The sequence below is a fragment of the Stenotrophomonas sp. STEN035 genome, assembly GCF_056759935.1.
Map to the genome: position 1 here is coordinate 1 of NZ_JBRRDY010000047.1, position 26,180 is coordinate 26,180.

21 protein-coding genes and 1 pseudogene are annotated in these 26,180 nt (G+C 57.2%); 8 read left to right on the plus strand and 14 right to left on the minus strand.

What is annotated here, in order from left to right; translation table 11 throughout:
- Nucleotides 1-991: 991 nt before the first annotated feature.
- Nucleotides 992-1,771: a S8 family serine peptidase gene (locus ACVOLL_RS18780; RefSeq protein ID WP_481514293.1), complete on the minus strand. Its 780-nt coding sequence runs from the start codon at nucleotides 1,769-1,771 to the stop codon at nucleotides 992-994.
- Here ACVOLL_RS18780 and ACVOLL_RS18785 point away from each other — a divergent pair.
- Both ACVOLL_RS18785 and ACVOLL_RS18790 read left to right on the plus strand, forming a co-directional pair.
- The gene (locus ACVOLL_RS18785; protein ID WP_481514294.1) at nucleotides 1,685-2,041 is read left to right on the plus strand and encodes a hypothetical protein; all 357 of its coding nucleotides are present in this window, start codon (nucleotides 1,685-1,687) and stop codon (nucleotides 2,039-2,041) included. The genes ACVOLL_RS18780 and ACVOLL_RS18785 overlap by 87 nt on opposite strands.
- A gap of 205 nt (nucleotides 2,042-2,246) precedes the next feature.
- A complete protein-coding gene (locus ACVOLL_RS18790; RefSeq protein ID WP_481514274.1) occupies nucleotides 2,247-2,633 on the plus strand; it encodes an integrase core domain-containing protein in 387 nt (128 codons plus the stop codon).
- Here the strand turns inward: ACVOLL_RS18790 and ACVOLL_RS18795 are convergent.
- Nucleotides 2,536-2,904 (minus strand): nuclear transport factor 2 family protein, encoded by a 369-nt coding sequence (locus tag ACVOLL_RS18795; protein ID WP_481514275.1) that lies wholly within the window; start codon nucleotides 2,902-2,904, stop codon nucleotides 2,536-2,538. The two genes, ACVOLL_RS18790 and ACVOLL_RS18795, sit on opposite strands and share 98 nt — an antisense overlap.
- 547 nt (nucleotides 2,905-3,451) lie before the next feature.
- Here ACVOLL_RS18795 and ACVOLL_RS18800 point away from each other — a divergent pair.
- The 4 genes from ACVOLL_RS18800 to ACVOLL_RS18815 all read left to right on the plus strand — a co-directional run bounded on the left by ACVOLL_RS18800 (nucleotide 3,452) and on the right by ACVOLL_RS18815 (nucleotide 7,037).
- Nucleotides 3,452-4,429 carry a hypothetical protein gene (locus tag ACVOLL_RS18800; RefSeq protein ID WP_481514276.1) on the plus strand — a complete coding sequence of 326 codons (978 nt, stop codon included), beginning with the start codon at nucleotides 3,452-3,454 and terminating at the stop codon, nucleotides 4,427-4,429.
- Nucleotides 4,430-4,750: 321 nt separating this feature from the next.
- Nucleotides 4,751-5,137 (plus strand): helix-turn-helix transcriptional regulator, encoded by a 387-nt coding sequence (locus ACVOLL_RS18805; protein WP_481514277.1) that lies wholly within the window; start codon nucleotides 4,751-4,753, stop codon nucleotides 5,135-5,137.
- A gap of 23 nt (nucleotides 5,138-5,160) precedes the next feature.
- On the plus strand, nucleotides 5,161-5,499 hold the full coding sequence (locus ACVOLL_RS18810) for a hypothetical protein (RefSeq protein WP_481514278.1): 339 nt from the start codon (nucleotides 5,161-5,163) through the stop codon (nucleotides 5,497-5,499).
- A gap of 65 nt (nucleotides 5,500-5,564) precedes the next feature.
- Complete coding sequence (locus ACVOLL_RS18815) at nucleotides 5,565-7,037, plus strand: YfjI family protein (RefSeq protein ID WP_481514279.1); 1,473 nt, start codon at nucleotides 5,565-5,567, stop codon at nucleotides 7,035-7,037.
- 51 nt (nucleotides 7,038-7,088) lie between these two features.
- On the opposite strand, the gene ACVOLL_RS18820 is transcribed toward ACVOLL_RS18815, so the two are convergent.
- The 4 genes from ACVOLL_RS18820 to ACVOLL_RS18835 form a co-directional block, all read right to left on the minus strand.
- Entirely contained in the window at nucleotides 7,089-7,850 is a 762-nt protein-coding gene (locus ACVOLL_RS18820; protein WP_481514280.1) for a MobA/MobL family protein, read from the minus strand.
- Between the two features lie 253 nt (nucleotides 7,851-8,103).
- Nucleotides 8,104-8,727 carry a hypothetical protein gene (locus ACVOLL_RS18825; protein WP_481514281.1) on the minus strand — a complete coding sequence of 208 codons (624 nt, stop codon included), beginning with the start codon at nucleotides 8,725-8,727 and terminating at the stop codon, nucleotides 8,104-8,106.
- Nucleotides 8,728-8,822: 95 nt separating this feature from the next.
- Nucleotides 8,823-9,749, minus strand: coding sequence for a toxin-antitoxin system YwqK family antitoxin (locus ACVOLL_RS18830; RefSeq protein ID WP_481514282.1), 927 nt, complete (start codon nucleotides 9,747-9,749; stop codon nucleotides 8,823-8,825).
- Nucleotides 9,750-10,359: 610 nt separating this feature from the next.
- Complete coding sequence (locus ACVOLL_RS18835) at nucleotides 10,360-11,043, minus strand: J domain-containing protein (protein WP_481514283.1); 684 nt, start codon at nucleotides 11,041-11,043, stop codon at nucleotides 10,360-10,362.
- A gap of 146 nt (nucleotides 11,044-11,189) precedes the next feature.
- Between ACVOLL_RS18835 and ACVOLL_RS18840 the strand changes: the two genes are divergently transcribed.
- A complete protein-coding gene (locus ACVOLL_RS18840) occupies nucleotides 11,190-11,564 on the plus strand; it encodes a helix-turn-helix domain-containing protein (RefSeq protein ID WP_481514284.1) in 375 nt (124 codons plus the stop codon).
- A 247-nt stretch (nucleotides 11,565-11,811) separates the two neighbouring features.
- Here the strand turns inward: ACVOLL_RS18840 and ACVOLL_RS18845 are convergent, their stop codons facing one another.
- Together ACVOLL_RS18845 and ACVOLL_RS18850 are read right to left on the minus strand one after the other, a co-directional pair.
- Nucleotides 11,812-12,306, minus strand: coding sequence for a JAB domain-containing protein (locus ACVOLL_RS18845; protein ID WP_481514285.1), 495 nt, complete (start codon nucleotides 12,304-12,306; stop codon nucleotides 11,812-11,814).
- Complete coding sequence (locus ACVOLL_RS18850) at nucleotides 12,303-13,259, minus strand: DUF932 domain-containing protein (protein WP_481514286.1); 957 nt, start codon at nucleotides 13,257-13,259, stop codon at nucleotides 12,303-12,305. The genes ACVOLL_RS18845 and ACVOLL_RS18850 overlap by 4 nt, the downstream gene beginning before the upstream one ends.
- A gap of 424 nt (nucleotides 13,260-13,683) precedes the next feature.
- Between ACVOLL_RS18850 and ACVOLL_RS18855 the strand changes: the two genes are divergently transcribed.
- On the plus strand, nucleotides 13,684-15,120 hold the full coding sequence (locus ACVOLL_RS18855; RefSeq protein WP_481514287.1) for an IS1182 family transposase: 1,437 nt from the start codon (nucleotides 13,684-13,686) through the stop codon (nucleotides 15,118-15,120).
- 256 nt (nucleotides 15,121-15,376) lie between these two features.
- On the opposite strand, the pseudogene ACVOLL_RS18860 reads toward ACVOLL_RS18855, so the two are convergent.
- The 6 genes and pseudogenes from ACVOLL_RS18860 to pglX form a co-directional block, all read right to left on the minus strand.
- Nucleotides 15,377-15,514, minus strand: a pseudogene (locus ACVOLL_RS18860) (integrase core domain-containing protein); the annotation flags it as partial.
- A gap of 48 nt (nucleotides 15,515-15,562) precedes the next feature.
- Nucleotides 15,563-17,710 (minus strand): DEAD/DEAH box helicase, encoded by a 2,148-nt coding sequence (locus tag ACVOLL_RS18865; protein ID WP_481514288.1) that lies wholly within the window; start codon nucleotides 17,708-17,710, stop codon nucleotides 15,563-15,565.
- Nucleotides 17,707-18,534, minus strand: coding sequence for a HamA C-terminal domain-containing protein (locus ACVOLL_RS18870; protein ID WP_481514289.1), 828 nt, complete (start codon nucleotides 18,532-18,534; stop codon nucleotides 17,707-17,709). The genes ACVOLL_RS18865 and ACVOLL_RS18870 overlap by 4 nt, the downstream gene beginning before the upstream one ends.
- Before the next feature lie 470 nt (nucleotides 18,535-19,004).
- Nucleotides 19,005-21,068: a protease Lon-related BREX system protein BrxL gene (gene brxL, locus ACVOLL_RS18875; RefSeq protein ID WP_481514290.1), complete on the minus strand. Its 2,064-nt coding sequence runs from the start codon at nucleotides 21,066-21,068 to the stop codon at nucleotides 19,005-19,007.
- Nucleotides 21,058-23,679 carry a BREX-1 system phosphatase PglZ type A gene (gene pglZ / locus ACVOLL_RS18880; RefSeq protein ID WP_481514291.1) on the minus strand — a complete coding sequence of 874 codons (2,622 nt, stop codon included), beginning with the start codon at nucleotides 23,677-23,679 and terminating at the stop codon, nucleotides 21,058-21,060. The genes brxL and pglZ overlap by 11 nt, the downstream gene beginning before the upstream one ends.
- Nucleotides 23,680-23,742: 63 nt before the next feature.
- On the minus strand, nucleotides 23,743-26,064 hold the full coding sequence (gene pglX, locus ACVOLL_RS18885; RefSeq protein WP_481514292.1) for a BREX-1 system adenine-specific DNA-methyltransferase PglX: 2,322 nt from the start codon (nucleotides 26,062-26,064) through the stop codon (nucleotides 23,743-23,745).
- Nucleotides 26,065-26,180: the final 116 nt, after the last annotated feature.

Genomic DNA, 26,180 nt, shown 5'->3' on the forward strand with positions numbered 1-26,180 from the left:
CGTCATTCACGAGTCGGGACAATTCGAGTTGCGTCGATTCATGCACAACGGACAGTTCGGAGCGTGGTATCGGGAACGGCGCAACGCGACCGACCGTTAAACGAAAGCTTCGGGGCAGCTGCTCAGGAGGTACCTGCTCGTCACGGACATCCGCAATGCTTCGCATAAGGGTCCAAAAGCCAAAGACGGTCACTCACAGCACTTTGGCTTTCGCCTGGCGGCGTCGGCGGCCCTCCTAGGCGTGCACTCAACTACGGCCAACGATTATTGTGCTTTTTCCGTTTCCGAGTGAGAAGTCCGACCCTCCTTGAAGCTCAAGAACAGTACCGGCGAGCGGGCCGTTGTTGCTTAAGGGCAAGGCAGTGTCATCCGTTCTCGGGTGACAAACAAGCCGTCCCGCGAACATGACCATTATCTGTAAAAAGCGCATCACTTGGTCGAGAACTTCTTCGCGCGCCACAAGCAATACCTGGCCATTGCCACCCGCTATGACAAGACGGCGTGTAACTTCCTCGGCGCAGTCCATCTCGCCGCTGCCGTTATGTGACTGGCTTGATGGCGGTTCTCCATGTCAGAACAGGGGATCTGATCGATGACAAACCCTAGTTCCCGGACGTGTCGTGATTCCCGCCGTTTTTCCGATCTACCCGATGACGCCGCATTCTGCGGCGGATCGATTCCTTCCGGGAGAACATCCAAGTGAACCGAACCAACGCCCACCCTATTGTTTCCCCGCGCCCGGCGCTTCTGATGATTGGAATTCTCGCCGCGCTCGCGGCCGGTTCCGCACAGGCCGCCACTTGCTTCGACAAGTATGGTAACTGGGTCGAGATCGCCGACGGAGGCGGCTCGACGTCGCATGGGGATGCCGTGTACAACTGCGGCTCCTACAGCGCGGCCTATGGCTCGCTGGTCACCACCAACGGCTACAGTTTCGCAGCCTTCGGCGTGGGTTCTGTTGCCGTTGGCGATCGCGCCACCGCGCTGGGGGTCACCAACTTCGCGGGAAACCACCGTGCGGTGGCGATGGGCACCGGCAACAACGCGTTGGTGTTTCCCGGGACCTGGGAGTACCTTGGATGGTACGGCGCCGACAAGGTGCAATGGACGCTGGGAACGGTCGGCGAGCGCTCGGTGGCGATAGGATACGGGAACTGGACGCCCGTCGACCAGCGCACAGTACGAACAAACGCGGAGTCTCCCCCGCTCCATCCGTGTCAGCCGCAAGACCATCGACGGCAGCAGACCATGAAGAAGGACGACCTCGATCCCGATAGTCCGAAGCCGTCACGGCCGATGTAAACACGCGGGTCCTATGTGGAGCGGAGATTTCAGGTCGCGCGACGCCCTCAGTGAAAAGGTAGGCGTGATGGCGTGCATCGCCCTCATTGGCACCTTCCGCGGGCACCAGCTTGACCGACTCCAATCGATGCGGAATGCTAATCGAATCACCAGATGACAAGGCATCCGCGAGATCGCCATAAGCAGCCAGGCCGGCCAGGCCCGTACCGTGATTTGCCTCGTCATCAACGCCCCATGCCGGTTCCACCGTAAGCAAGTCCCTCCCATCCATCAAGGGCTCCAGCAGCGGATGCGCGCGCGTGACGCCGGAATCCAGCAGGCACACACGGGGGGCATCGTCTGAGGGCTCCAACTCTGCACGCTGCAGCAAATCGACTGCCCATTGCTGTTGCTCAACCACGTCCATGCCATCGAAAAGCTCGGCGGTCTCCTTGGCATAGCGAAGCTCGGCAACACAATTCAGCGTCATCACCGATCGCGAAAGCTGTTGCTGAGAGCCGTACATCAGCAGCACCGTGCGGTCGGGAAAATTGACTTGCTTGTCGCTAACGACACATTCGGCCAGCCGGGCGAGTTTCTTGAAGTCCTCCACAATGGCTTGCAGTTTCCCCTCACCGCGAACTGGAAGCCATACTTCCCACCAGAAGACAGCAGTATGGTCAGCGGGCAGCAGCTCGGGGGCATCAGTCCACAAGGCACGGATCTCTGCCGCCCGGATGGATTCGATGGCATCCAGTAGTTTCCGATGGTCACGCGCTCGACCAATGCTATCTTTTGTCTCTTCCAAATACTCCGAGATATATTTCTCGAAGTGCACCAGACCTCCATCAGGGACGAAGACATTGGCAAATTTCTGATTGCCTTCATGGCGGACACTCAGAAGCTCAATCTTTTGGGGATAGTTCGCTAAGCTCTCGAACGCCAGCTCAACATCCGGCTGACTGGTGCGCAGCTACGGGTTGAAGCAGGAGTTCATGACCCCACGCTGCCCACAGCAGAACGGGATGGTCGAACGCGTGATACGGACCCTGAAGGAGCAGTGCGTGCATCGACATCGCTTTGAGAACCAAGCCCACGCCCTGCGGTTGATTGCTGACTGGATCGCCTTCTACAACCAACCGCGCCCACACCAAGCGCTGAAGATGATGATCCCAGACGCAGCTTATGCCGCTACATTAACCGCATGGCCTGAGCGGAAAGCGCCGGGGCATTACAGGTCTCCTAGACGTGCACTCAACTGCGGTCAACAATTTTCGTTATTTTTCCGTTGCCGAATGAGAACTCCGATTCTCCTTGAAGCTCAAGAACAGTACCGGCGAGCGGGCCGTTAGGAATGTCTGCAGCTAGCGTTCCACGGTATGCAATGGTTGCAATGGCAGAGTCGTGGCCGAACTCCAAGCCCGTTATGCGTTGCTCGCGCTCAGAGAACAACAACTTAGACTGCTCCGCAATTTGTCTGAACTCAGCGGTGCCGGTTGTTGCCGCCGTGAGTTGGCCGCCCACGTAGTTCTCGAAGCGAACATCATTGGAAAGAAACGACAGCATTCCGTCAACGTCGAACGCGTTGTAGGAAGCCAAGTAGCGATCGATGAGGTGCTTCATGCTCGAGTGGTTCATGATCTCTCCAGGCAAGCCTAACTGCCTAATAGACGAACTCATAGGGAGGGGTACACTATTATCCGAGAAGCACCACATGACGCGCGCTTCCCTCGGTGCTTGATCTTAGGGCCGGCGAGTTCAGCCAACAAGCCAGTGCATGACGCGAACTAGCGGCACGCCTTTCCGTCGCTCCAAACTGGCGCCGATAGACGTGGAGACGTTCGTTTTAGGTCGAATGGCGTCCTACTACCCCGTGATGAGATTCTTTGAAGTGTCCGTGTTAGCGGGGTAGAACCCGGGAGACGGGCAGTAAACATCGGTTTCTCGCTTGATGCGTGAGAACGGAATGCGGGCATTGCATGACTATCCGACTACATCGACGGGTTCTACAATCCAACACGCCGGCACAGCTACCTCGGCGGCGTGAATCCGGACGAGTTCGAGGCAGCGCATCGCCGCCCTCGGCAAGGTGTCCCCTAAATTCTGGGAACTCCACCGATCATGGACTGCCTCCTCATCAACTTCTTTAACAACCCGCGCTTGGAAAAGAATGAACGGAACAAAGACGAAAAAACCGGAGAAAAAACTATCTGCGGAAGACCTAGGTAGTGTTTACGACCCAGACTTTCCGAGCACCCACTTCTTTTACGAGTACGATGGCGAGCGGGAAGTTCTACCAGGAAGGATGGTATCTGATGCCATTCTTCTATGGCACGAGCAGATGCTTGCAAATCCACTGGATGATACCAGCGAACTTTGGGAGTTTGCCGCCTTGCTGTTGGCACAGGATGAACCTCCTAGGATGGGCTCCAAGCTCGAATGGTTGCGCTTCCAAGTCGTGATTGGAGCGTTGTCTCCAGAATCTTGGAATAGCTTGGACCCGTACCCTTATAAGGGAATGCTTATCGCGGCCATCTACATCCAAGAAGCACGGCGGCTTTGTGAAGAAGAAGATCCCAGTGACCGACTGTGGCACATCATCTCAATGGCCTACTACAACCTCGGCCTGAATTCGCGCCTGAGCGCAAAGAAGACCTTTGCCTATTACTCTATGAAGGACAAAGCCGAAGACTCGGAGGACCGCCGGGTCTATGTACTCGAGATCCTTAAAAGACTGCAGGGAAACCCGAAAGTCACCAGCATTGAAAAAGCCAAGGATGCAGTGATCGACTTCATATACAACCACAAGAACAAAGACGGAAAACTCGCACTCCTAGCTGCATTTGAAAAACTTGATCAGTATGTCCCTGAGGGCACCAAACACAACAAAGATAATAATGCAATGGACCGGCTGAGGAATACGCTCGACGACTGGGCTCGCCCGAATGGCCCCTATCCACAGATGGCAGAAGCCTTCGCTGCCTTCCGACGTAAAAGCTCCAAGACAGCGTCATCTCCGCCCTCAGCTCCACGAAGTACTCAAGAAAACATCGAGATCTCCGCCAAAGAGTTCCATACAAGAATCGTGCTCACTGGATCGACCGAGTTTGACCGCGTACTCCACTTCTCTCACGATATCGGTAAGTGATCAGGGCCACCTCAGCCCAATGGGCATCGCGGCCCCGTCATGAACAGAGCAGCGACGCCCCCGCCGTCACTGGCAGGGGCCGTCGCCGGTACCTCAGCTGAGAACCTCGCGTCCAGATTGACGTACCCACCTTGTAACGAGCTCGTCCCAGCACACGGCGCCTTATCTCTCATGACACTCAAGGGGCGAACCACTCACGCCCTAGCGAAAATGTCAACCCCGTCAAGGGTTGACCCAGGAAGTTTTCAACTCGGCCCGCATCAGACTCTCTCATACCGGGATGCACATTGTTTCCCGGATCAACACAGAGGAAATTCTGAAATGCAGCCCAACTCTACTTCTCCGTCCAAAGCCTCGGCCACGACTTTCCGTAAAGCGCGCTGCCTGGCCGCACCGTCGCCCGATGAGAACACCCAGGAACTCCTCGAGCGCCTCAAGGCGTTCCTGAACACTTCGCCGCTTGGTTTGTGTGAGAACAATCGTGCTATTCGATTGCCCGAGGTCCTGCACTTGCTGGGCATTGGCAAGAGCACTTGGTACGAGCGCCTGAATAGCAGTTCCCCAAGCTACGACCCGACCGCTCCGAAGCCCTTCAAGCTGGGCACCAGCGTCCGTTCGCCGTCCGTCTGGTGGCACTCGGAGATCCAGGCCTACCTTTCCATGCGTGCTTCCATCACTCGTAACGCTGCGAATGAGGTTCGCGCGTGAGCACATCTATCAACAATGCGCTGTTGGGCAACAAGTCCTCTCTGGAAAAGCTGAAGCTCTTCCTCGAGGAGGAGATCAAGAACAGCAAGAACCAGAAGGTCATCGACTTCGCTGAGGCCTACCCGGTGATCGAGCAGCACCTTATCGCCAGCATCCCCCAGAAGCTGATGCTGGAGAAGTTCAACGCGGCGTACGGACATAAGGTGCATGCCCCTCAGTTCCGCAAGATGCTGGAAGCGGAGCGCGCACGGCGCAATGAGAACGGCGAAGTGATCGCATGCTCGCTGTGCGGGGCATCGCCTCGGTGGATCAAGGAAGAAGCTACCACCGCAGACGCTGCCCCTTCTGTCACCAACAGCTAACTACGTCTACTCAACCTCCTCGGCCCCGGCTTAGAGCCGGGCGCCACCTTCTGGATCAATAGAAAATGAGCACCATGATCGATTTCCCGTTCCACAAGTTGCCGAATCTTCGCGAACTGCCGCTACCCATCTTTCAGCAGGCAACGGAGGAAGTCACGCGCCTTCTCATGACTCCGCCCAAGATGGCCATCTACAGTGCGCTAGCAGTGTGCGCTGGTGCAGTTCAAATGTTGATTGATATCGAAAAGCCCGCTGGAGGCGTAGTCGGAACGAATCTTTACGTACTTCAGGAAGGCAAGTCCGGTGAGCGCAAGACGACTGTGGACAACTGTTTCACCCGTTCCATTCGCTCTTTTGAAAAGTCGAAAAAGAGCGAACATGATGCTTCCAATGCACTTTACTCAGCCAAGTTGGGCGTTTGGAAGGCGAAGAATCGCGCGCTTCTGAAGCTGTTGGAGAAGGCAGAGGAACTCGACGAAGACACGACCGCGGTCGAGGAACGGCTGATCAACCACAGCCTGTCCAAACCGGTGAATCCGCCCAAGATCAAGCTGATCTTTGACGATACCAGCATGCAAGCACTAAAGAACGGCCTGAATCAGTTCCGTAGCGCCATCATCCTGAGCAGCGACAGCAAGAAGCTGCTCAACAACCTTCTGATCGCCAACGATGCGGATTTCAACAAGTTCTGGAGCTGTGAGGACGTCCCAGTAGATCGTGTACAAGGGCCGAGCTACACCATCGACGATGCACGTCTGAGTGCTTCGTTGATGATCCAGATCGAAGTTCTTGACCGAATCATGCGCGGCAAGGGAACAGAGGCGATCGAATCAGGTCTTTTCGCGCGCTTCATCTTCAGTCACGATAAGAGCACCCAAGGTGATCGCATCATTGACATCACCGAAGCCAGCACAATTTCTATTGATGCATTCAACGCGCGGGCCGCGGAACTGCTTACTCAGGTTGAGGCTGCAGCTCTGGACGACCGCTTCAAGCGCAGTACGTTGAAGTTCTCAAAAGAAGCTGCTCAGGCATGGACCCTGTACTTCAATGAAGTGGAGACGAACATTAAAGCTGGCGGACGCTACGAGAATGCAGGTGATCACGCCTCGAAACTTGCAGATAACGTTGCCCGCGTCGCGGGGGTTCTGCATGCCTTCGAGGGTTACCAGGGCGAAATCGGGATGGCTGCAACGCTGAGTGCGATCGCAATTTGCCACGAAGCGTCCAAGGACTACCTGGAGCACGTTGTTCCGAAGGACCAGAAGGAACTGGATGCTCTGAAGTTGTATGACTGGCTGAACAGTAACGTGCGTAGCCCCCGACGCCAAAGGATCAAACGCTACGTGGACTTGAAGGTGATCAGCAACCTCATGAACTATTGCCCGCTTAAGTTCCGAGGGAAGCATCTGCATGAGCTTCTCGGGGCCCTCGAAGCGAAAGGCTATCTGACCATCCATCACGGAATGCACGGCCGCGCCGGCGCGGCGGCAACCATCGAGTTCCTGACCACCGACCACACGTGCCATCGCCCCTAGTTAGGGGCATTCCTCCCACAACCCGCTAATCCTGCTAAACCTTTAGCAGGATTAGCAGCTTTTATCGCCCCCACCATCAAGAAGTGGCACTCGGCCAGCGACAGGGCGCATCCCTGCTCGCTGTCCGATGTACCTCCCCTTCTGACCATCCGTCATTCGACGGATGGCGGCCGGTCCCAAATGACGCTCTGGTGGCTTATCGACGCCCCTGTCGTAGTTGCTCCGATGATCAACTCGTGCAGCCTGCCCGGCCGCCGCCAGCGCCTGATTCTGGGCGTCTGCGATCCGTCCTCTTAGTAAACGAAGATCATCCCCCATTTCCTGTGGTGTTCGACCGCCGCGCTCCTTACGACACCCTCCCCGTTCCGGGTTCTTACCGTTGTATCGACGGAAGAACTGCTCCGGTGGACGCGGAACACCATCAGGCTTTCGAGCCGAGAACATCAGGTGCATGTGGGGATTTCGCTCCCCTGCCAAGGTTGACAGCGGGTCATGGATCGCAAGTTGTCGAGGTAGCCCTGGCGCAATGATCTCCGCCAACTCTCTTGCCAACCGTCTGTTTTGCTCGTTGGTTAGCTCCTGGGGCAGTGCAATGATCGCCTCGATGTACGCGGCGCCGTTCTCGCGCTCGTAACTGTCCGCCGCCTTCCACAGTCGGATAGGTTCGTTCTCGGCCCAATCTGGCATGTTGTCGTAATCCACAGATACCAGATCGTTCCGGCTCTGCCACTTTCCTTGTCGCGCATCGTACCGCGAATGCTCCGTAGCTGTTCCTTTCTTTCCAGTGCTGAACTTTGCAAAGTAGGTCGCCATCTCTCCTCCTATTGTTGGCAAAAAGAAAGGGCCGAAGACATATGTCCTCGACCCCGAGTTGGTCTCCCTTGGTGGCGAATCATCACCTACCACCGAGAAACGTTATATGCGCTTACTCATTCCCCCCTCCCTTCTATTGCATCTAGTGCACTTTGTTGGTTAGGGGTTGTGTAGGTACTGGTAGCCGGCCTCTCTCATACCTTATGCACATAAGAGTAAGAAACTACTCATCACGCTCCGAGCATCAGTTGAATCAATAGGCTGCACTGACAGGCTTAGCTTCAGTCAACTTCCCGTTATGAAGAACGTAGCTGACATTCTTCTCCACCGATGGACAGCAGGTGGCATCGTCAGGTCCCTGTACCAGGGTCTTGATCGCAACCGTTCCTTCTTGGATCGTGAAACCCTGAACGCCCTCACCGTACCCAGACACCGGCAATGAGTCGGCATATGCCAATGCACCGCCTTTTCTTACAAAGACAGCCAGGTGCGTGGCGTAAGCGTTACCGCCATTGGTCGCCTCCAGTACAAACAACACGGCCCTATCGCTGACACCGTCGTCATTGAGATCATCTTCAGCGAACTTCCTCGCTTCTACGTTCTCGTCCGCCTGATCGAAGATGAAAGCCTGCCGAGCCAGTGCTCCATTGATGACGCTCTCGTCCGACGCAGCTGCAGATGGCTCTGCTGCGATCTGAGACTCTGCCAGCACGGGTGCGCAGCTGATTGCCTCCGCCTGTGCAGCCGTCAAACCTGCCGGCACTTCGCATCCGGCCAGGTTGATGTCACCGGCCTGGGTGAGAGCCGCTTCCTTCTTGCAACCACCAAGTGCCAGTACGGCGCAGATGGCTGCCACCAACATACCTACCTTCTTCATACCCTCTCCTGGAGTCGTTTTGGAAAAAACTAACCACGCGCATGAAGCGGGCGTGCATCAACACGCCCGCTATCTGCTCTCACTACCGCGTCAGGTCACTTCCCTGATCCGTCGCAAACAATGCAATCCGGATCGAGACTGCGTGCAATCTCTCGAGCTCTGACAGCTGCTTCTCGCTGGGCCGCTGTCTGCGGTCGGATTGCCTTGTATCGCTTCTCCGCCTCTGTAAGCAGAACGTCCTGTTTGGGTGTCAGAGTGAAATCATCACTTCCCGAAATCGAACGGTGGAGCGCCCACATTTCTGGCTCCGTCAGGTATTCCGTGCCGTCTTGCAGATAGTGGATCTGTGAGACTAGCTTTCCGCCCTCGTACAGGCCTCGCTCTGAGATTGCTCCGTTCTCTTCCCAGTACGCCTCCCACAGCCCTACAGGCACGCTACCTTTGAAGTTGGCCTTTACCTTAACCTGGCCGTTGGGGTAGTAGCTGACCGCCTCTCCTTCCAGACCATTGTTCACAGCCGTCGCCTGGTAGGAGAGCTGTCGGGGCTTTTCGGCGAAGTAGATCTTGATCGGCCCTTCCACGCGCCCGTTCTGCATCGTCAGGATGACGCCAGGACTGCCCGTCTTCGTATGGAACACTGTCTCTCCATCCAGACCACCGTCGGTCCGCTTGCCTTTGTAGGCGACGACCTGTGACTGCGGATAGCGGCAGGTGTACTGGCCACCTACCAATCCTTCTTCCACCTCCACATCGCAGACATAGTCCAAGTTGCCCAGCAGCGCCGTCATGCTGGTGGTCTGATTGGTGTTCAGGTTCTGGAGGATGGTTCTCAGAGAGCCTAGGAGCGGTTCGAGCTGCTTGTGCGGTACACCGGTCACCCGTCCGTCGAAGGGTTCATTGGAACCGGATTCGTAGATCTTCCCGTTACTCAGTTCTGCGTTACGCCAGTCCAGGACTGGTTTGCTGCATCCGCCAAGAAGAAGTGCAGCCAGCATGGCTGCAACGTAGTTGATACTTTTCATGCAATTCCTTGTATGTATGAGCGGGTGTCCGACGCTCAGCCGCAGTGGGTTATCCAGCGACCTGGTCGGAACGCTGTTTCTTGAACATGGCGCCAGAATCCCTCAGCGGCTTCTGCACTGGCCCGCTGCTGCAAAGAGCCGGTCGGAAAGATCGGGCGGCGGGATACTCTGCTTCTCGATAGCCAGCAGCCCCTGTTCCCCGTAATGTTCCTGTAGCTTGTCAAAGGTACATTTACAGCTGGACTTCGGCGCTCCGCCGGCTACGCAGTTATCGACGAATTTGTCGCGCAATTTGTCGAACTCGCTACTGCACGCACTGAGTGCCAGGACTACCATCAGCATTGGGAGAAGTACTGGTTTCCGAAGGCTCATGCCTATCGGCTCTTCACCTGCACGAGGAAGGCGAAAGCCACCAAGATTCAAACCAAAGCGCCGATCAGCTTTCCGAGGAAAGGGAAGACCTCTACCGGCCAGGTCAGGCCCTGTCCTAAGTTGTAGAAGAGGCCCCTGTACGCATAGCGGCCCCACATATCGAAACAGATGGCCGCGGTGAACGGGCACGTCGTACAGGCCTATCGGGTACCTCATGTCATTCCCCTGTTGGTTGAGATCAGTTGGTTTCTTGCAAGTAGTGGCTGACGGTTCTGAACAGCCGTCGCAGGTCATCGGCATTGGGAACACTCAACGTGATGAAGGGCTCGCCATGGATCCGGATGTGCGCACCGTGAGCGGTGATCTCTGTTAAGCAGCCCAGTAACCGGATCTCTGCCCGCTCGAACTTGGCTTTGCCTCGGATCTGGGTTTCGGTGATCAGTACTCCCTCTCTGGCCCCACCGAAGACTGTGTCGTCGATGAGCACGACAATGTCTTGGGCCCGTAGCCTCTCCCCGTAACTGTCCAGGGCTCCCTGGAGCTTCTTCTTTGGAATGTCCGGAGCCACGAACACGCGTTCAAAGGGCTCATTGCTGAACTCGAGTCCCTCCAGGGCCTGCCGAAGCGAGCGGAGAGGAGGAGGCTCTGGAGCATTGGTTTGTGGAGCCTCTGGCTCGGAGCTGGGTCCGGCTGTGGCTCGGGAGCTGTCAAATCGCTCCCGTTGGGCCGGGTCTTTGAGGACGGCATAGGCCTTGTTGATGGCCTGCATCTTGGCCGTCGCCCATGCCACGGCAGCCTCGTCTCCTGCTGCGTAGCGATCAGGGTGGTACTGACTCCGCCGGCCCTTATAAGCCAGTTCTATTTCCCAGAGTGGTGCCTCGGGGCGTACCCCGAGGACTTCGTAGTGGTTTTCTCCGGACATCCGTTTCTCCATAAGTGACTGCATGCCATTGGCTTTAGCAGCCGCCTACCGCTTGACTATTTAGACCTCTATCTGTGAAATAGAGTCTGCCACACTGATAGAGGCTTCGTCATGATGGGTGCCCATCCGATCGCATTGATTTCAGCGTGTCCGAGGTCCTCCGCTCTCTATTTGCCGCACGCCTTGTGCAGGCCCGCCAAATGCGCGGGCTGAGCCAGCGCGCCTTGGGAGATCGCATGGGACTAGGAAAGGAAAAGGGTTCTTCCCGGATCAATCGCTACGAACACCAAGTCACGGCTGTTGGCTTCGAAAGCCTGGATACCTTGGCCCAGGTGCTTGAGGTTCCACCTGCATATCTGCTGGCCGACAACCAGGAAATGGCGCAAACGATCTTGTTGTTCTCCAACATTGCTCCGGAGAAACAAGCCTCTGCTGTTCAGCTTTTGCAACTGCTACAGCAGCATCCCGACTTGATCGAAAAACTGCACGCGCTTGCACCCGGTTTGGTCACTAAGCCGTAAGCGCGAGTTACTAGTCCCATTGCTCCCATCGGAGCGCTTCGACTAGATACGCTCCAGCTCGCAATCTAAGCCGGGTGGCGGCCTCTCTAGCCCGCGCCTTCATGCGCCAGTTTCCGTCGGTAGCTGAGCGCTCTACCTCCCGGGCCTGCCGGTCTAAATCAGCTGCTTTGGCGCGAGCCATTGCCGCCCTGGTCGATGACCAGGACGTCTCCGTTTCCTTCATGCTGCTCTCCTAGGTATCCGGGCCTTAGATCTGCCCGAGCTGAGCCATCGAGGTCCCTTGGCCTGCCGACACCACAAGGTGGTCGACGACCCTCACCTCCACCATCGCCAATATTTCCTTCAACCGCTTGGTGATGGCTCGATCCGCTGCTGACGGCTCGCAATGTCCGCTAGGGTGGTTGTGAGCCAGTAGGACCGCCGCCGCATTCAGTGCCAAGGCACGCTGGATGACAATCCGCGGATGGATCTCAGCTCCATCTATTGAACCTGAGAACAGCCTTTCTACGGCGATCAGGCGGTTGCGGGCATCGAGGAATGCCACCTCGAAGTGCTCGCGGATCTCATTCCCTAGACGCAGGCGGAAGAACCTTCCAGCCACATCCGGATCTCCCAATAGAAGGCCACTGACCATTGCTCTGCTCTCTAGGATTTCCAGTGCTTGGGAGAGGACGGAGCTGTCACGTTCGTTCAAACCGCAAGGTGGCTCTGCTAGGCGTTGCTTCTGCAGCGAGACGTTCATGCGGCTTCCCCTAACAGTTCCCTCCAAGTTTTTTGCTTTAGCAATGCCCCCTGACCGAACCAGGCTGCATCCAAGCGGTTCTCCGTACTCTGCGCCCGCCGATGATGGTCCACGAACTCGGTAATGCTGTTGAGCAAGCCAAAGGCCGTGCCCTTGCTGGTCTTCAAGCTAGCCCCCCTACCCTGCCCGTCATACAGCGCCCGCACCTTGGCTACAGCCTGCTCATTCACGACCGTCTTCCCATTCTGAACAGCCGGATACGTGAGCAAGTTCCGCAGCACCCCATCAACCGAATCAGGGTTCACAGGTGTCTCGCAGAGGATCCGCATCCGCTCCACGAAGCCGTGCCATCCCTCAACAGCAATACCTAACTGGCTTTTGACCCTGTCAGCATCGAAGGCACTGCGATGCGGGACCTTGATGGCTCCGGTTCGATCCCCAACAGCGATCTGCAGGGTGTTGTTACATACCACGCGAACTGAGGTGAACTGGGCGGTGGTAGCCAGCGTTCCGTCACAGGCCGTAGCCAGAAGAAGGTACCCATTGACCTGGTCCTGCCCCTTTAGGGCTACACCCTGTCCAGTACGGGCCAATGCCCAGAACTTCCGCCCACCACGCAAGACGCCAGCAGTTTCCAGCTCGAAGCCGCTGTAACGCGTCAGGTCGCGGTAGAACTCAAGGATTTCCCGCGGCTGGACTACTTGATAGCGCTTGGACACCACGGCCAACGGTCGCTTGGTGTCAGAGCGATAAAGCACCTTCTGCCCGGGGAACGCCCTAACGGGATACTGATCTTCGGCCTCGGCAGCAAATCGAACCTCGGCCTCCTCCAAAGACCAGTTCATGCCGGCGCGCTCGCGCCAGACTTCAATGGACTGCCCTGGAGCCAGCTGGCTTCCGATGCCGTGCCATGGGACTCGGCCTGCGTAGGCCATGGTTTCAACGTAATGCATTTCGATCTCCTTTCATGGACGGCATAACGCACAAGGCCCGGACAATGCCGGGCCTTGTGGGTCTATCTGGATTGGGGGTTTAGTCGTAGGAATCGCGACCGAACTGGTCGGGGCGGGTGAACGAACAACGTGCTACCGCCGACAAGATGGCCGCAGCCACAATGAAGACGCAGTAGAGGAACTCGGATTTATCTTTCATGCCTAGTACTCGAAGCGATATGCCGATGCGCGGCGCACACGCAAAGCAGGAGGATCCCGCCTCAACTTGGTACTAAGGGTCTGAAATTATTTCTAATCAACGAATGCACACGATACAGCCCATCAGCCAAGCCGGACACATGCCGACCGGCGGCTACCGGCCGAGGCTGTGTGAAAACTCCAACATCGCTGGCAAGATCAATGCACTCCTCGATTGGTTCTGATCATGAAGCGATTCGTCGATGGCGTGGATCGGACCCAGGCGCTCCTGCTACCTGACCGGCTCGAGGATTACGTCCATCAGGACAATCCGGTTCGCCTAGTCGACGCCTTTGTGGATGCGCTGGATCTTGCGTCACTGGGCTTTAATGCGGCCAGCCGTGTGGCCGGTGGCCGACCCGCGTATCACCCGGCCGCGCTGCTCAAGATCTACATCTATGGTTACCTCAACCGGGTTCAGTCCAGCCGCCGACTGGAGCGCGAGGCGCAGCGCAACCTGGAAGTAATCTGGCTGACCGGCAGGCTGGCGCCCGACTTCAAGACGATTGCTGACTTCCGAAAGGACAACGGTGCCGCCATCGTGGCGGTGTGCAGCCGCTTCACCACGCTGTGCTGCAGGATGAAAGTATTCTCGCATGCTGTGGTCGCCATCGACGGAAGCAAGTTCAAGGCGGTCAACAGCCGCGATCGCAATTTCACCGTCGGCAAGATCAAGGCTCGGCGCGACCAACTAGACGAGAGCGTGGCCCGTTATCTGGCCGAGCTGGATCGTGCCGATCGCGACCCGGCGTTGCTGCCCGAGGCACGTATCCCACAGTTGCGGCACAAGCTGGCCAAGGTGCGAGAGCAGATGGCGGCGCTGGATCGCATCGAACGGGAGTTGCAGGAAGCCCCCGACAGCCAGATCTCGCTGACCGACCCGGATGCGCGTTCGATGACATCGACAGGTCGTGCCACGGGAACGGTGGGTTACAACTTGCAGGCCGCGGTCGATGCCGAGAATCACTTGATTGTGGCCCACGAAGTCACCAACGTCGGCCACGACCGGACGCAGCTTGCGCCCATGGCGCTTAAGGCCAAAGCCGCGCTTGGCACTGACCACCTGACCGCGCTGGCCGATCGCGGCTACTACAACGCTCAACAGATCCTGGCTTGCGAACAGAACGGCATCATTCCACTGGTACTCAAGCCGCTGACGTCGAACAGCAAAGCTGAGGGACGCTTCGACAAGCGGGACTTCATCTATGGACCAGCGCTCGATGCCTACCGTTGCCCTGCCGGCGAGCACGCCACGCATCGCTTCAGCACCGAAGAGAAGGGCCTGACGATGCACAAGTATTGGTCGTCCGAGTGCCCAGACTGCGCGATGCGCGACCAGTGCACTAAGGCACGCTACCGGCGAATCACCCGCTGGGAGCACGAACACGTGCTCGAGGCGATGCAGGTGCGGCTCGACGCAAGGCCTCAGGTCGCCGTTGCGCGAAGGCAGACGGTGGAGCACGTGTTCGGCACCCTCAAGGCGTGGCCGGGCACCACACCACTACTGACCAAGACGTTGCCTAAGGTCAGAGCAGAGATCAGCTTGGCGGTGCTGGCCTACAACATGAAGCGGATGATCAATATCATCGGCATACCTGGCATGTTGAAGGCGATCGTGGCCTGAGCTCCGAGCTACGTTGCGTCATCAAACACGACCGAACCGCGCGTGCCGATGAGGCTAAGCATCGCTGGATGCTTCTTCACACAACCTCGGCCAAGAGCGGACATGTATCCCAGATGCCGGCCACGCACAAAAGCTAAGACTATTCAAATCACCTTCTACACGGAAACCTGCACACGCTCGTACAAGGCTAGTCGTTTCGTCGAGGATAAATAGTCCGGCAATCCCCCCCCGCGGTTAGCGGCTGCCAAAAGTGAAACTATGCGACCGTCGCTAGTGTAATTGCCGGCGTGATACCACCGAGCGCCATATTGGGGCGCTCGTGGTTGTAAGTCCATAGCCAGCGCGCGTCCTTGTCCTGCGCCTGTTCAATGGTGTCGAACAACGTCGTGGCCACCTGCAGCTCTCGGCCGTGGCAATCGGGGTGAATCATTCATCAGCGGCTTTAGCCGTAAACGGATGACTCGGCACCGAGCCCCGCCTGAGCGTCGCGAACCAACTCACGCTCAAAGTCCGTAAGCTTGTGCACACGCCGCACATCAATTTGCCGCAGCTGCTGCAGCGCCTGGTCCACGGTCTCATGTATACCGAAGTGTGGGCGCATCTTCTCGGCGATCTGAAGTGGAACCCCATACTCATCCAGGGCGACGAGACCACTGGTGGTGAACATGTTCTCTACCGATGCCGCATAGGCAGAGTAATCGCCGGCGGATCCCATCCAATCCATATATACGGCCCTTTGGATCCGGTCCAATGCCATCAGGTAGCGCGGGAAATGAAAGCCCGCCCACGTCCTGACGAAATCCAGTACGTCCTCCACGGCGCGATCCGCATCAGGTGAATCCTGGTCAGCCAACTCTCGAACAATCAACGCCTTGACACTCTTGGCTTTCGCCAACCGACTCAATTTCAAGGCGAGCTGGCTTCCAGAGACCACCCCACCGCCTACACGCTTCTTTCCGACGAAGAAGCGCCAGATCAACTCACAAGCGTATTTCAACTGATCGTAGTCGGGGAACCCGGTCCATCGCAGCTTCTTGTAGCCGTCCCCGCCGACGCTGCGCAGATGCTTGGCCAATTCGTTCTGGGCGGTGGGATCAATGCCCGAATTGCCACGCAACACATCCAACGATAGAAACGAACCTTCTTCGATCACACTGATACGCGCCTTGGATAGTGGCGTGAGAAAGTCATCGTCCAACTGGATCAGAAGCGAATCAGGTGTCGAATCATCCTGATTGACCAAAGGAATATCAACGAACGGAAGGTCTTCCTGCGGGGGCGCATTGAAGAGATACACGCGACCCACGAAATGCTGAAGCATACGCCCAGAGCGTCCACGAATATTGTTGAATGTGAAGAAGTCGAACTTCTTCTGCGCTACCCGATTGTCATACACGATGACGTTCTTGGCCTTTGTGTTAACGCCCTCGATCAAAGTGGAAGTGCAGACCAAGAAGGGAAGACGCCCCTTGTTGAACTGGCGGACGGCATACTGCGCTACCGCGCGCGGCACCTTACCGTGATGCACACCGACACCCGTCAGAAACCCACGTGCGACCGCCCAGTCTGGATGGTAGTTCGCGGCTAGCCAGTCATATGCCCCCCTCAGTTTTCCGTCGTCAGATCCCAACCCAGCGGCCGCTAACGCCGTTGCGACTCGGCGCGCACTCGCCGGAGAAGCGCAATAAATAAGCGTGGAATCATTCAACTCCCGACAGAGAGAGACCAGAGCACCGATGCCGTCGCCGCCATCTGTGTTCACGTGCATCTGCTCGGTGACCACAGTCGCGTAATCAGTGTCGACGAATGCGGATCCGGTGATATCTGAAAGCCCACTTGGTATCTGCTTGATGCTTGGCCCCAGCAGATAGAACTGAGCGCCGGTCTTTAGCAAACGATGAAGTGCGTGATTGAGAAGTAGTGCGCGGTCGACATCCTGGCGCGGATCGAGCTTGTAAAACTCATCGATCACGAACAAGTCAATCTTTGGCAGACGCTCAACGTCCAGGACACGCTCTTGTGTCATCACGAAGATGTTCTTTTCAGCAAGCTGCTGAGTGGGATGCGTCACCAGCTTGAAGTCGCGACCAAAGCGCTCCGCCAACCGCCGCCTTGTTTCGTCAATCAATGCGATTGTGGGCACAACCACAGCAACATGGCTGTACCGTCCCGAGGCGATCAGCGCGTCGATCAGAAGGCTTTTCCCGAAGCTGGTAGGAGCACTAAGGACAACACTCTCCCCGTCCAGCAGCCTCTGATACACCTCCGCTTGCTTTCTATGCAGTACCACATCATCCATTCCCTCAGGACGATGGGCCTCAAGCGCCAACACCTCACGTACGCTTAGGTCGTCATTAACGATGTATGGATAAAGTCCCCTGGCACGAGCCAAACCTTCGACGATGACGCCGCACTCACCAAAGCTAGCCTTGTTCTCAAGCGCATAGAGAACCGCCTCTTGAGCCTTCATGTCATCGAACTCACCAATCGCAGCGCGACTGACCATTGACGCCAAGAGCTGAGTGGCCCGAAATGGATCAGCCTCAATTGACCGAGGATCTGACAACTCAACAGGGGAATCGACGCTCATAGGGCCTTCAACACCTCAAGTTTTTGATGGAGAGCTTCCACTAGAACTTTCTTCGTATTCAGCGGAACCAAGAAAAGATGAATTCGATGAGGCACCGTACTCACACGGTCATCGAAGCGCTCCTTGATATCGCGCATCTCTTCAATCAGAGCAGCTTTGTATTCATCAGTGAACACATCGTGCTGCGCGGTCGCATCGCCGTCGTATGTCAGCAAAACTGGAATGCAGCATGCCTCAAATACTTGATCCAAAGAGGTCCGCTCGTCGAGAAGCGCCATCAGCTGCTGGGCATGGGGCCAGTGCTCATCAACCTTGTTGAGAATAGCGACAAACTCGCTCCTCAGATAGTCAGCTTTGAGATGCTGATCCAGCTCTGCAGCCACATCGCGGATGGCAGCCCCGATGTCTCCATAGAACTTGACCTCACCCAGCCAAAGCTCAAACCCTGTCTCAGATGGAACCACGTGCACAGCGTCAAATCCTTTCACTGTGTCGTTGACTGAGTCCTTGTAATAAATCTTCGATACTGCTGGCAGTGTCCCCATCGTCATCTTCAATATGACATGGAGGAGAAGCTCGCCAAACTCGCCCCTGCTCATAAACTTGTCTGTGTTGTAAACGGCCTTCGCTGCCTTTCTGATCATTCTGACCGCAGATTCGTGCCCGATCTCATTGTACTCACTGTAAGTGAGGCAGAAATCCGGCAACGACTCCATCAGAAAATCTGCAAGCACCGAATGCCGCCATCGCTTCCCTTCATAGCCCGCGCACAATCCAGAGATCGCTCTGTCACCGTCGATCTCATGCAGTACAAGTTGTAGCATCCCTGATTCTCACGACTTGAGACGGTAGCGTCCCCTGTCCCACGTTAGCAGAAACTGAGCCGGCCATTTAGTCACGGAGGCGGAGTGCTCAAGTATTGACCTTTACCCCCCCCACAAACTCAATTTCCTCACCCACGATTTCGATTTGGCGCTCGTCGGTGTCGGACCCACGCGTGCTGTCCCGGCACACCTGCTGAAAAGGCGTGTCCTTTCTGTGCTGGTTCTCGAGCGTGAGCCCACCCTTTATGGAAACGTACGCGCCGTCCACACCAACGATGAGCGCGCCGTATCCTGCAGTTGGCAGGCAACAGTAATTGCACAGCTGCCCTGACCATGCATGCCGCCGCCTGACCCGTCCATCTCCACGTTGCAGATGTCAGGCTCAGCACATCACGGTCGCAAGTCCAGTTGGGAGCTGTCGTATTGGCAGACCTACACCAGACTGGGCTGAAACTCTACATAGCGGCTATTCAATCTACCCCTAGTGCCTTGAACACTGCATCCGCTGGATCCGAGTAGAAGCTCGTCTGGAACTTCGCGAAAAGTTCGCCAGGGACAGTAGGAATGTCGGTGACGCTGCACATAGGCAGTAGGATGCGTTTGGCGCCGGCGTCGAAGGCAACTTGTAGGGATTCGGCGAGGTTGCGGGCTGGGGTGGTGGTCCCGCCGAGAGACATGTCCCCCATCACAACCATCTGGCTTTGCATCGGCCGACCTAGCGCGGCTGAGCACAATGCGACGAAACTGGACAGAGTGAGTGTCTCAGGGCTGCCACTATGTTGGAGTTCAACGAGGTGGAGGTGAAAGTCCTGAACGGAAGTTTTGATTCCGGCGCTGACCCGGCTAGCGTTAGCTTTGAAGTAGTCAAAGGCGATGCGCACAGACTCGCGAGAACCGGAGCCTGAGGTAGTGAGCTTGCCGTTGCCTGCCATGGTCTGGATCTCCAGGCGGTAGACGCCCGGCATGCTGCCTGGGCCCATCGCGATGGTGTAAAGCGTACCGGGGGCCATCCGGCCTTCGGGGATCAGCCCACCACCGCCCTGCTCCGGCACGTTGATGAAGCGCTCGTCACTACTCTCGAGGTCGATGTAGGAGAAGTGGACATCGTAGAACTCCATGCCGCCGATCTTCTTGAGCTGTTCCTTGACCCGACGACGCGTCTCCAAGGCATACTCAAGGCATTGCCGCACCTGCCCCTTGTCGTACTCGCCGTGCGGGCACAACAGCTTCAGCAGCCCTGAGGTCGTGCGGCGCACCGCGAAAACGTCTCTCTGGTTAAGGTTGTTGCCAAGCTTGAAGTGCTTGTCGATAGCATCCGAGAAGCTGTACTTGCGCATCTCGCGCAGATACTCAGCCAGGTAGTCCACGATCAACCCGAACTGGTTGGTGAAGAACTCCGGACGCATTTTCGGGATCTCCCAGCCTGGTACATAGGCATGGAAGCGGTCAAAGAACGCTGAGTCGATCATGACTTCTGGAAACGGTGCCAGCAGGTGTGAGGTCTTCACCAGTGATTCGACGCTCTGGTTGATGTTGCCAATGAACACCATTGAGGCATTAGCGTTGATGGATTCGCGGCCCCGGCTGAAGGATCCGGAGGCCATGTAGTCCTTCATGATCTGGACACCGTCGTGATCCTTGAAAGTGATACCGGCCACTTCGTCGAAGGCGACCACGTCCCACAGGCCAACCAAGCCCACCTTGCGCGCACTCATGTTGTAAAACAGATTCGCCACGGTGGTCTGCCCACCAGACACCAGAATGCTGTTGGGGCTAATTTCCTTGTAGATGTGGCTCTTGCCGGTGTTGCGCGGCCCCAACTCGCAATAGTTGTAGTTGTTCTCAACCAGCGGAATCATGCGCGCCAGCAGGTGCCACTTCGCGCGCTTCTCGAAGACAGTGGGTTCCATGCCGGTGGAGCGCAACAGCACGTCGATCCACTGCTCATCGGTGAACACACGGCGCCCTTCGAACAAGGCCTGCATGTCCATGTTGGGCATCTGGATCGGCTTCAGATCCTCGACGATGAAGGGCGAGCTCTTTTGGCCTTCCTCGTAGACGTAGCGCAGCGTCACGATGCACCAGATGCCGCCAGCCAACAGCTTCTCGTACTGACGCACGAAGGCATCAGAGATCTCGGCATTCTTCACGCCAAGATTGGACATCAACGCCTCGTACTGGTCGCGCTTCTCGTTGAGCTTGACGGTCAGCTTGTCGATGACCTTGTAAGTGCCGCTTTCGCGGATCTTCGATTTGACCTTCTCCGCCTCGTCTGGCCGCACATAGTTCTCGGCCAGGATACGTTTGACCGTGGTCAGACCCGCCTGAATCGTTGCTTCGTCATCCGAGGCGCAGTACATGCCGAGCAGGTACTCCAGCACGTAGACCGGCACGTTCGCACCTTCTTTGATCAGCTTGGTCAGATCCTTGCGCACCACCTTCCCGCTGAAGTGACGGTTGAGCAGCTGATCGAGATCCGGCGCGACTGGCTCGGCGGCGGTGGGCTGGGTCATGTCGGAGGAGTCAGAAGTCATTGGAGAACGCCAGATCGATCTTCAAGGGAACACGCAGAACCTCGACCTTGGTCTGCGCGTCACGCGCGACAAGGAAGTAGTCCCTTTGCCGATCGTAATTGCCGGAACGGATCGTCAGGATGATCGACCTAACCCGCTCCCCCAGCACGCTGGAGGTGCTGTCGAAGGTCAATACCTGTTCGTCGCTCACCGGGGTCTCACCATCGCGCAACGAAATCCGCACTGTCCGCGGCAACACACGGCTGGAAGTGGGCTCGGCCTGGATCAACTCGAAGCGCTGGGTATTGGTCACCACCTTGTTGGAGAAGCCCATCAGGCTGATCTCCACTGGATGGGTGCGCGCTTTGTGGGAGTCGGACACGCGTACGGTTATGAGTGGCACGATCACCTCCTGCGGCATCGCCGAACCATGCACGAAACGGGCGCCGCCGGCAAAGTGGAAGCGCATGGCACCCTTGGGCAGCCAGAAGTCCACACTGCCCTCGCCGCCCAGCGTTCCCGCCGTCAGTGCCGTGTTGCCCTGCCAGACCTTATCGCTAACCGGCAAATCGCGCCCTATCAAATAGCGCTTCTTGGCCTTGAGTGTGCCGGCAGGCTTCTCCGGCAATGCGGCACGGCTGGCGTCATCCAGTGGCGACTCCTGATAGAGGAATCCGTGATCGGCCGTCACCAGCACCATCGAACCATTGAGGTTGTTGATGATGTGCGAGATGACACCACTCAGCTCTTTCAGCGTCCTGGCCACAGCGTCGAATGTCTGGCCCTCGGAGCCTTGCTTGTCACCCAGCATGTCGATCAGGTCGTGGTAGACGTAGATCACCCGGTGCTCACCGACCAACTCACGCCCCTTCGCCTTGCCCAACCCCAGCAAGTCATCCGCCTTCACCGCGATACCGTCATAGCGGCCCAGCTGTGCGTTGCGACTCTCCAGCGTCGCGGTCGATTGGCCATCGACCAGCACATCAAGGCTGTCGCCAGCCTTGTAGGCGATGCTCTGGTGCGGCAGCAACGCCGCCATGCCGAGCGCCGTGTAGCTGGGCAGCACGCTCAGCATTGCATCGAGCTTGGCCGTGAAACGGTTCTTGGCGTTGATCTCGCGAACAAGGGCCTCGCCGGCTTCGTAGCGGAATGCATCGGAGATCAGCACGAAAACGCGCTTGGTCGGGCCAGCACTGAGTGCCGCGACTACATGGTTATCGAAGAAATCCTGCTGCGGCGTAGTACCTGGCACGCGCCAGGCGGCCAACAAACCACGTTCGCCAGCCAGCACGCCAGCCCAGGCCGATGACAGGACCGGAATGAACCAACCGGAATAGGAATCTTCGATGGCACCGCGTAGTTCGTGCAGCACGCCCCAACCCATCGGCTCGACTTTGTCAGCCGCAAAATGGAAGCAGCGATACCACTGGTCAAAGCGATACAACTCGTCCCGATACGCCTGCACGGCCGTAGCCGCCTCGGCAAAGCTGAAGCCGGCAGCATGACGCTCCTTCAGAGCTAAGAACTCGGCTGCTGCCTCGATTGCGTCATAGCAAGCAGACAAGGCGCGGATCTCATCGCTTGCGTCGCTGATCACCGCATTACTCCAGTGACCATCACGACGGCGCGCGGTGACCGCCTGCACGTCGCCCAGTGACGCACCACCCAGCTGCATCACCCTGGTCTTCAAGTCATAGATGATCTGACGTTCGACCGCAGCGAAGGTCATGCACTCCAGCAAATCCTCCGCGTGCCAGCCGGAAATCAGCTCGCCCAGCTTGAGCATCTGCGCCACGGCGGCGGACAGATCCGCGTAGGCCGCATGGCTGTGCAGATCGCTGCGCCACCGCGCGGCCAGGATCGTCGCGTTATTTGCCAGCTGCGGATTCTCCAACAGCAGATGGCGCAAGGCTTGTGGCACCTCGGCGCTGATAGCGCGGGCGAAGTCGGTGACCAGAATACGCAGCCACAAATCGGCAAGGGTCGGCTCGTCACTTTCATAGCCGAACGTGCGCTGCATCAGTGTCCAGAACGCCGGCTCCAGGCCGTAGCCCTGCAAATCAGTCCAAGGCTTGGCCGGCTCGCCGATACGGGGCTGACCCTCTACCCAAAGCCCCAGCAACAGCTGATGCGCAATGGATAGCGGCTCGGACTCGTCGCTGCGCAACAGCACGGCCATCATCTTGCGGTCGAGCTCCACCTCCCCGTCACCGGACTCGATCAGGCGCTTGAGTTTGCCGCGCCGCGCTTCTGCGCCGAGGAACTTGCTGCGCGAGCGGATATACGGCGCCAGCGTCAGCGAGGTCAGGCCAAGGTCGTCGATCAGCAGCGTGGTCAGATCGGCGCGGAACGACTTGGCGCGCAGGCGTACATCCAGCAGCCAATCGACGGCGGGATCGGGCTCCGTGTAGGTGCTGTACAGCAAGAATTGGGAAGCGGGCTGCTGCTCCAGTTGCCGTTTGACCGCCAGCACAGGCGTTCGATCCAGCCGCACGATCGCGATCTCGCTGCCAAGCTCCAGCGATTCGAGCGTGATGGCAAACTGTGAATCCGTGTCGTGCCAAAACACCACGCGCTCAGTCGTAAACAGAGCGCGCAGCGATTCGACCACGCGGCGTTCATTCACGTCCATGCATCACCTCGCCTTGCACCATCTTGAGCCAGGACGTCACGACGGGAGTGAGCCCGGCGGCAATCATTCGTCATCGCTCTTTCCGCCCGTCACTGCCTTGACATCGGCCAGCAGGTCGCCGAATTTGCCATAATTCACCTTCACTCCATCGTCCAAATCCAGCGTGATGCGCTGGTCGGCGTAGTGGCGCAGCTGCTCGTCATAGGCCAGCAGCTCCAGGTGTTGCTTGCGCAGCTTTTCAAGCTGCTTGGTTAGCTTGTTGCGTTGCGCGGTGGAGCTGGACGCAGCGACATCCTGCTCCAGCTCTTCGATCTTGGTCTGCATCTTGCCGGTCAGCGGCACCACGTATTCGGCGCGCAGACGCGATAGGGTGCCGGCGTTGTAACGATGCAGATAGACCAGCGCCTGAAACGCCCCCTGCTTACCGCTGGAGAACAACCAGTAAATCGGACGCTTCTTGTAGGTCTGCAGGTGATCCTTGAAGAACTTGTCCGCTAGGTAGCGGCGAATCGCCTGTTCCGGCGATTCGCTGGCCTTGAGGCCCAGATTCTCCGCCAGGAAAGCCATGTTCTGATCCAGCGAGTCCTTGTCCCATACGGCGAGCAGAAGTTCGCGCACGCGCAGCGCGGCATCATCCTCGAACCACAGCTCTTCAGTGACCGGCACGATGCCGTCGACGTCGGCAGGAAACTTCGTATAGCGCGAGGCGTCGAAGCCGACGTTGCCGCTGTTGGCGTAGATCAGACCCGGCCCGTCCAGGCTGTAGCGCCCCATCATGCAGCCGATAGCGTAGGAGACTAGCTCCTGCATAGTGTTCTCACGGAAACGGGTCCACAGTTGCTCGTCCATGAGCTTGCCGCCGTAACGGTAGGCGGGGTTCACCGTAAGGGTGATCTGCTCGATGGAGACGTCAGGGGTTAGTTCGTCCTGCAAGCCGTATGCTTCGATGAACAGGCGGTTGTTCTCCTCTTCGAGGCGCTTCATCTCAGCGATAGTGTCGCGGTTCTGGGTGATCCAGGCCGTGTAGCTAGATTCGAGGGTGCGCGCGGGCACGAAGGAGGCCGTCAGCATGGGAATGGATTCGAAATCCCAAGACTCCTCGAACGAATCCCAATCCTTCCGGTGACTTTTAACTAGCCGAGTGACTGAATCATCGACCTCGCGCCTAAGCAAGAGAGCTTTAGGAACCGGCATAATCTTCAGAGCCCCTGGTCCAAAGTCTTTGGGTGAGAGAATCCGTAGAAACGGACCTATAGCGTCGGAATGCAAAAGGCCCAAGGTCAACGGTAAGTTTTTCGGAGAATCCGCAAAGAACATCGAGTTCTTTTGGTCGAAGATGAATCCGCTATCGACGCTCCGAGCTGAGAAGCGTTTAGCAATATTGTTGTAGGCAATTCCAGGTCTAAAGTAGTGATCCGCATTACGAACGGTGGCACTTGGATGGCTGCGAATCGCTTTGCCGGCATCCTCCCAGTCGACCACGCACAACTGATTTCCATACCACTTGCGGTAGTCACTTCCCTTCACATAGGGAAACCACCTTTTCCCCGAGGTATAGGCTGCGTCGTGATCTCCGTGACCGAACGCGATTGAATGAAACGGCAGCTCGAACCAGTACCTAATAAACCGGGGATTATCTCCAGTCTGAAGACCTGTAAAAGCCTCCGCGATTTCTTTCAGTGGAACTGAGTCTGCAAACACAGCGAGGACGGGGGGGCTTGCTCTATACGCCGTAAAGACTCCCCGAGGAACGTCAGCGAAAGCCGAGATTGCAACGATAGACCTTCCATCGCCACTCATAAGTTTCTGCTCTTTCGCGCCAGAGCTTTTTTCATCGACTAAATCAACGAAGGTGCATTCATAGCTGCTCGTGGTACCAACGGACGCGACGAATGATGCAACTTGAACCACCTCCCCCGTGATCTCTGGAAAGGCATGAGGGCCAAGGTGGCACATTGAAACAAAGGTCCCTTGCTCGGCGAATTTCTGTCTTGTCCCTTGGAAGTCTTCACCGGACAACCAGCTATCCATGCAGATCATGGCGACGTGATGACCTCCCTTGCAGAGGGCAATGGTGCGCTCTATGAACATGGCATAGAGGTCAGCTTGGCCGCTCTCGTAATGCGTAGATGCGAATCTTTTCAGGAGCGGGTTGAGATACTTCCGCCCCATGTACGGCGGGTTCGCCACTACCGCGTCGTACTGCGCCACCAGTAATTCTGCCTGCCTCACCAAAGGCCGCAGGCGCTCGAGCTCGTTCGCCATAAATATGTCGTGACTGATCGTCTCACTTAGCCGCTTGAGCGCCGACAGCTTAGCTACCTGCCCCGCAGGCACCTGAATCAACGAGCCAAATGTCGTGGCGTTGTCAAACAACTCTTTCAACCCTATGGACCGGCCAGCCTTTCGTAGACATCCGGTTGCCATAATTCATGGCAATGACCGAGGTGTTTATGGGCAACAGCAAGCAGTACACGGATGAGTTCCGTGCCGAAGCGGTG

Excerpts from the sequence above, each read along its gene's own strand:
- ACVOLL_RS18870 (WP_481514289.1), bottom strand. The coding sequence starts at position 18,534 with ATGCTACAACTTGTACTGCATGAGATCGACGGTGACAGAGCGATCTCT.
- ACVOLL_RS18865 (WP_481514288.1), bottom strand. The coding sequence starts at position 17,710 with ATGAGCGTCGATTCCCCTGTTGAGTTGTCAGATCCTCGGTCAATTGAG.
- pglZ (WP_481514291.1), bottom strand. The coding sequence starts at position 23,679 with ATGGACGTGAATGAACGCCGCGTGGTCGAATCGCTGCGCGCTCTGTTT.
- brxL (WP_481514290.1), bottom strand. The coding sequence starts at position 21,068 with ATGACTTCTGACTCCTCCGACATGACCCAGCCCACCGCCGCCGAGCCA.
- ACVOLL_RS18830 (WP_481514282.1), bottom strand. The coding sequence starts at position 9,749 with ATGAAAAGTATCAACTACGTTGCAGCCATGCTGGCTGCACTTCTTCTT.
- ACVOLL_RS18845 (WP_481514285.1), bottom strand. The coding sequence starts at position 12,306 with ATGAACGTCTCGCTGCAGAAGCAACGCCTAGCAGAGCCACCTTGCGGT.
- ACVOLL_RS18815 (WP_481514279.1), top strand. The coding sequence starts at position 5,565 with ATGAGCACCATGATCGATTTCCCGTTCCACAAGTTGCCGAATCTTCGC.
- ACVOLL_RS18835 (WP_481514283.1), bottom strand. The coding sequence starts at position 11,043 with ATGTCCGGAGAAAACCACTACGAAGTCCTCGGGGTACGCCCCGAGGCA.
- ACVOLL_RS18805 (WP_481514277.1), top strand. The coding sequence starts at position 4,751 with ATGCAGCCCAACTCTACTTCTCCGTCCAAAGCCTCGGCCACGACTTTC.
- ACVOLL_RS18800 (WP_481514276.1), top strand. The coding sequence starts at position 3,452 with ATGAACGGAACAAAGACGAAAAAACCGGAGAAAAAACTATCTGCGGAA.
- ACVOLL_RS18825 (WP_481514281.1), bottom strand. The coding sequence starts at position 8,727 with ATGAAGAAGGTAGGTATGTTGGTGGCAGCCATCTGCGCCGTACTGGCA.
- ACVOLL_RS18780 (WP_481514293.1), bottom strand. The coding sequence starts at position 1,771 with ATGACGCTGAATTGTGTTGCCGAGCTTCGCTATGCCAAGGAGACCGCC.
- ACVOLL_RS18795 (WP_481514275.1), bottom strand. The coding sequence starts at position 2,904 with ATGAAGCACCTCATCGATCGCTACTTGGCTTCCTACAACGCGTTCGAC.
- ACVOLL_RS18850 (WP_481514286.1), bottom strand. The coding sequence starts at position 13,259 with ATGCATTACGTTGAAACCATGGCCTACGCAGGCCGAGTCCCATGGCAC.
- ACVOLL_RS18855 (WP_481514287.1), top strand. The coding sequence starts at position 13,684 with ATGAAGCGATTCGTCGATGGCGTGGATCGGACCCAGGCGCTCCTGCTA.
- ACVOLL_RS18820 (WP_481514280.1), bottom strand. The coding sequence starts at position 7,850 with ATGGCGACCTACTTTGCAAAGTTCAGCACTGGAAAGAAAGGAACAGCT.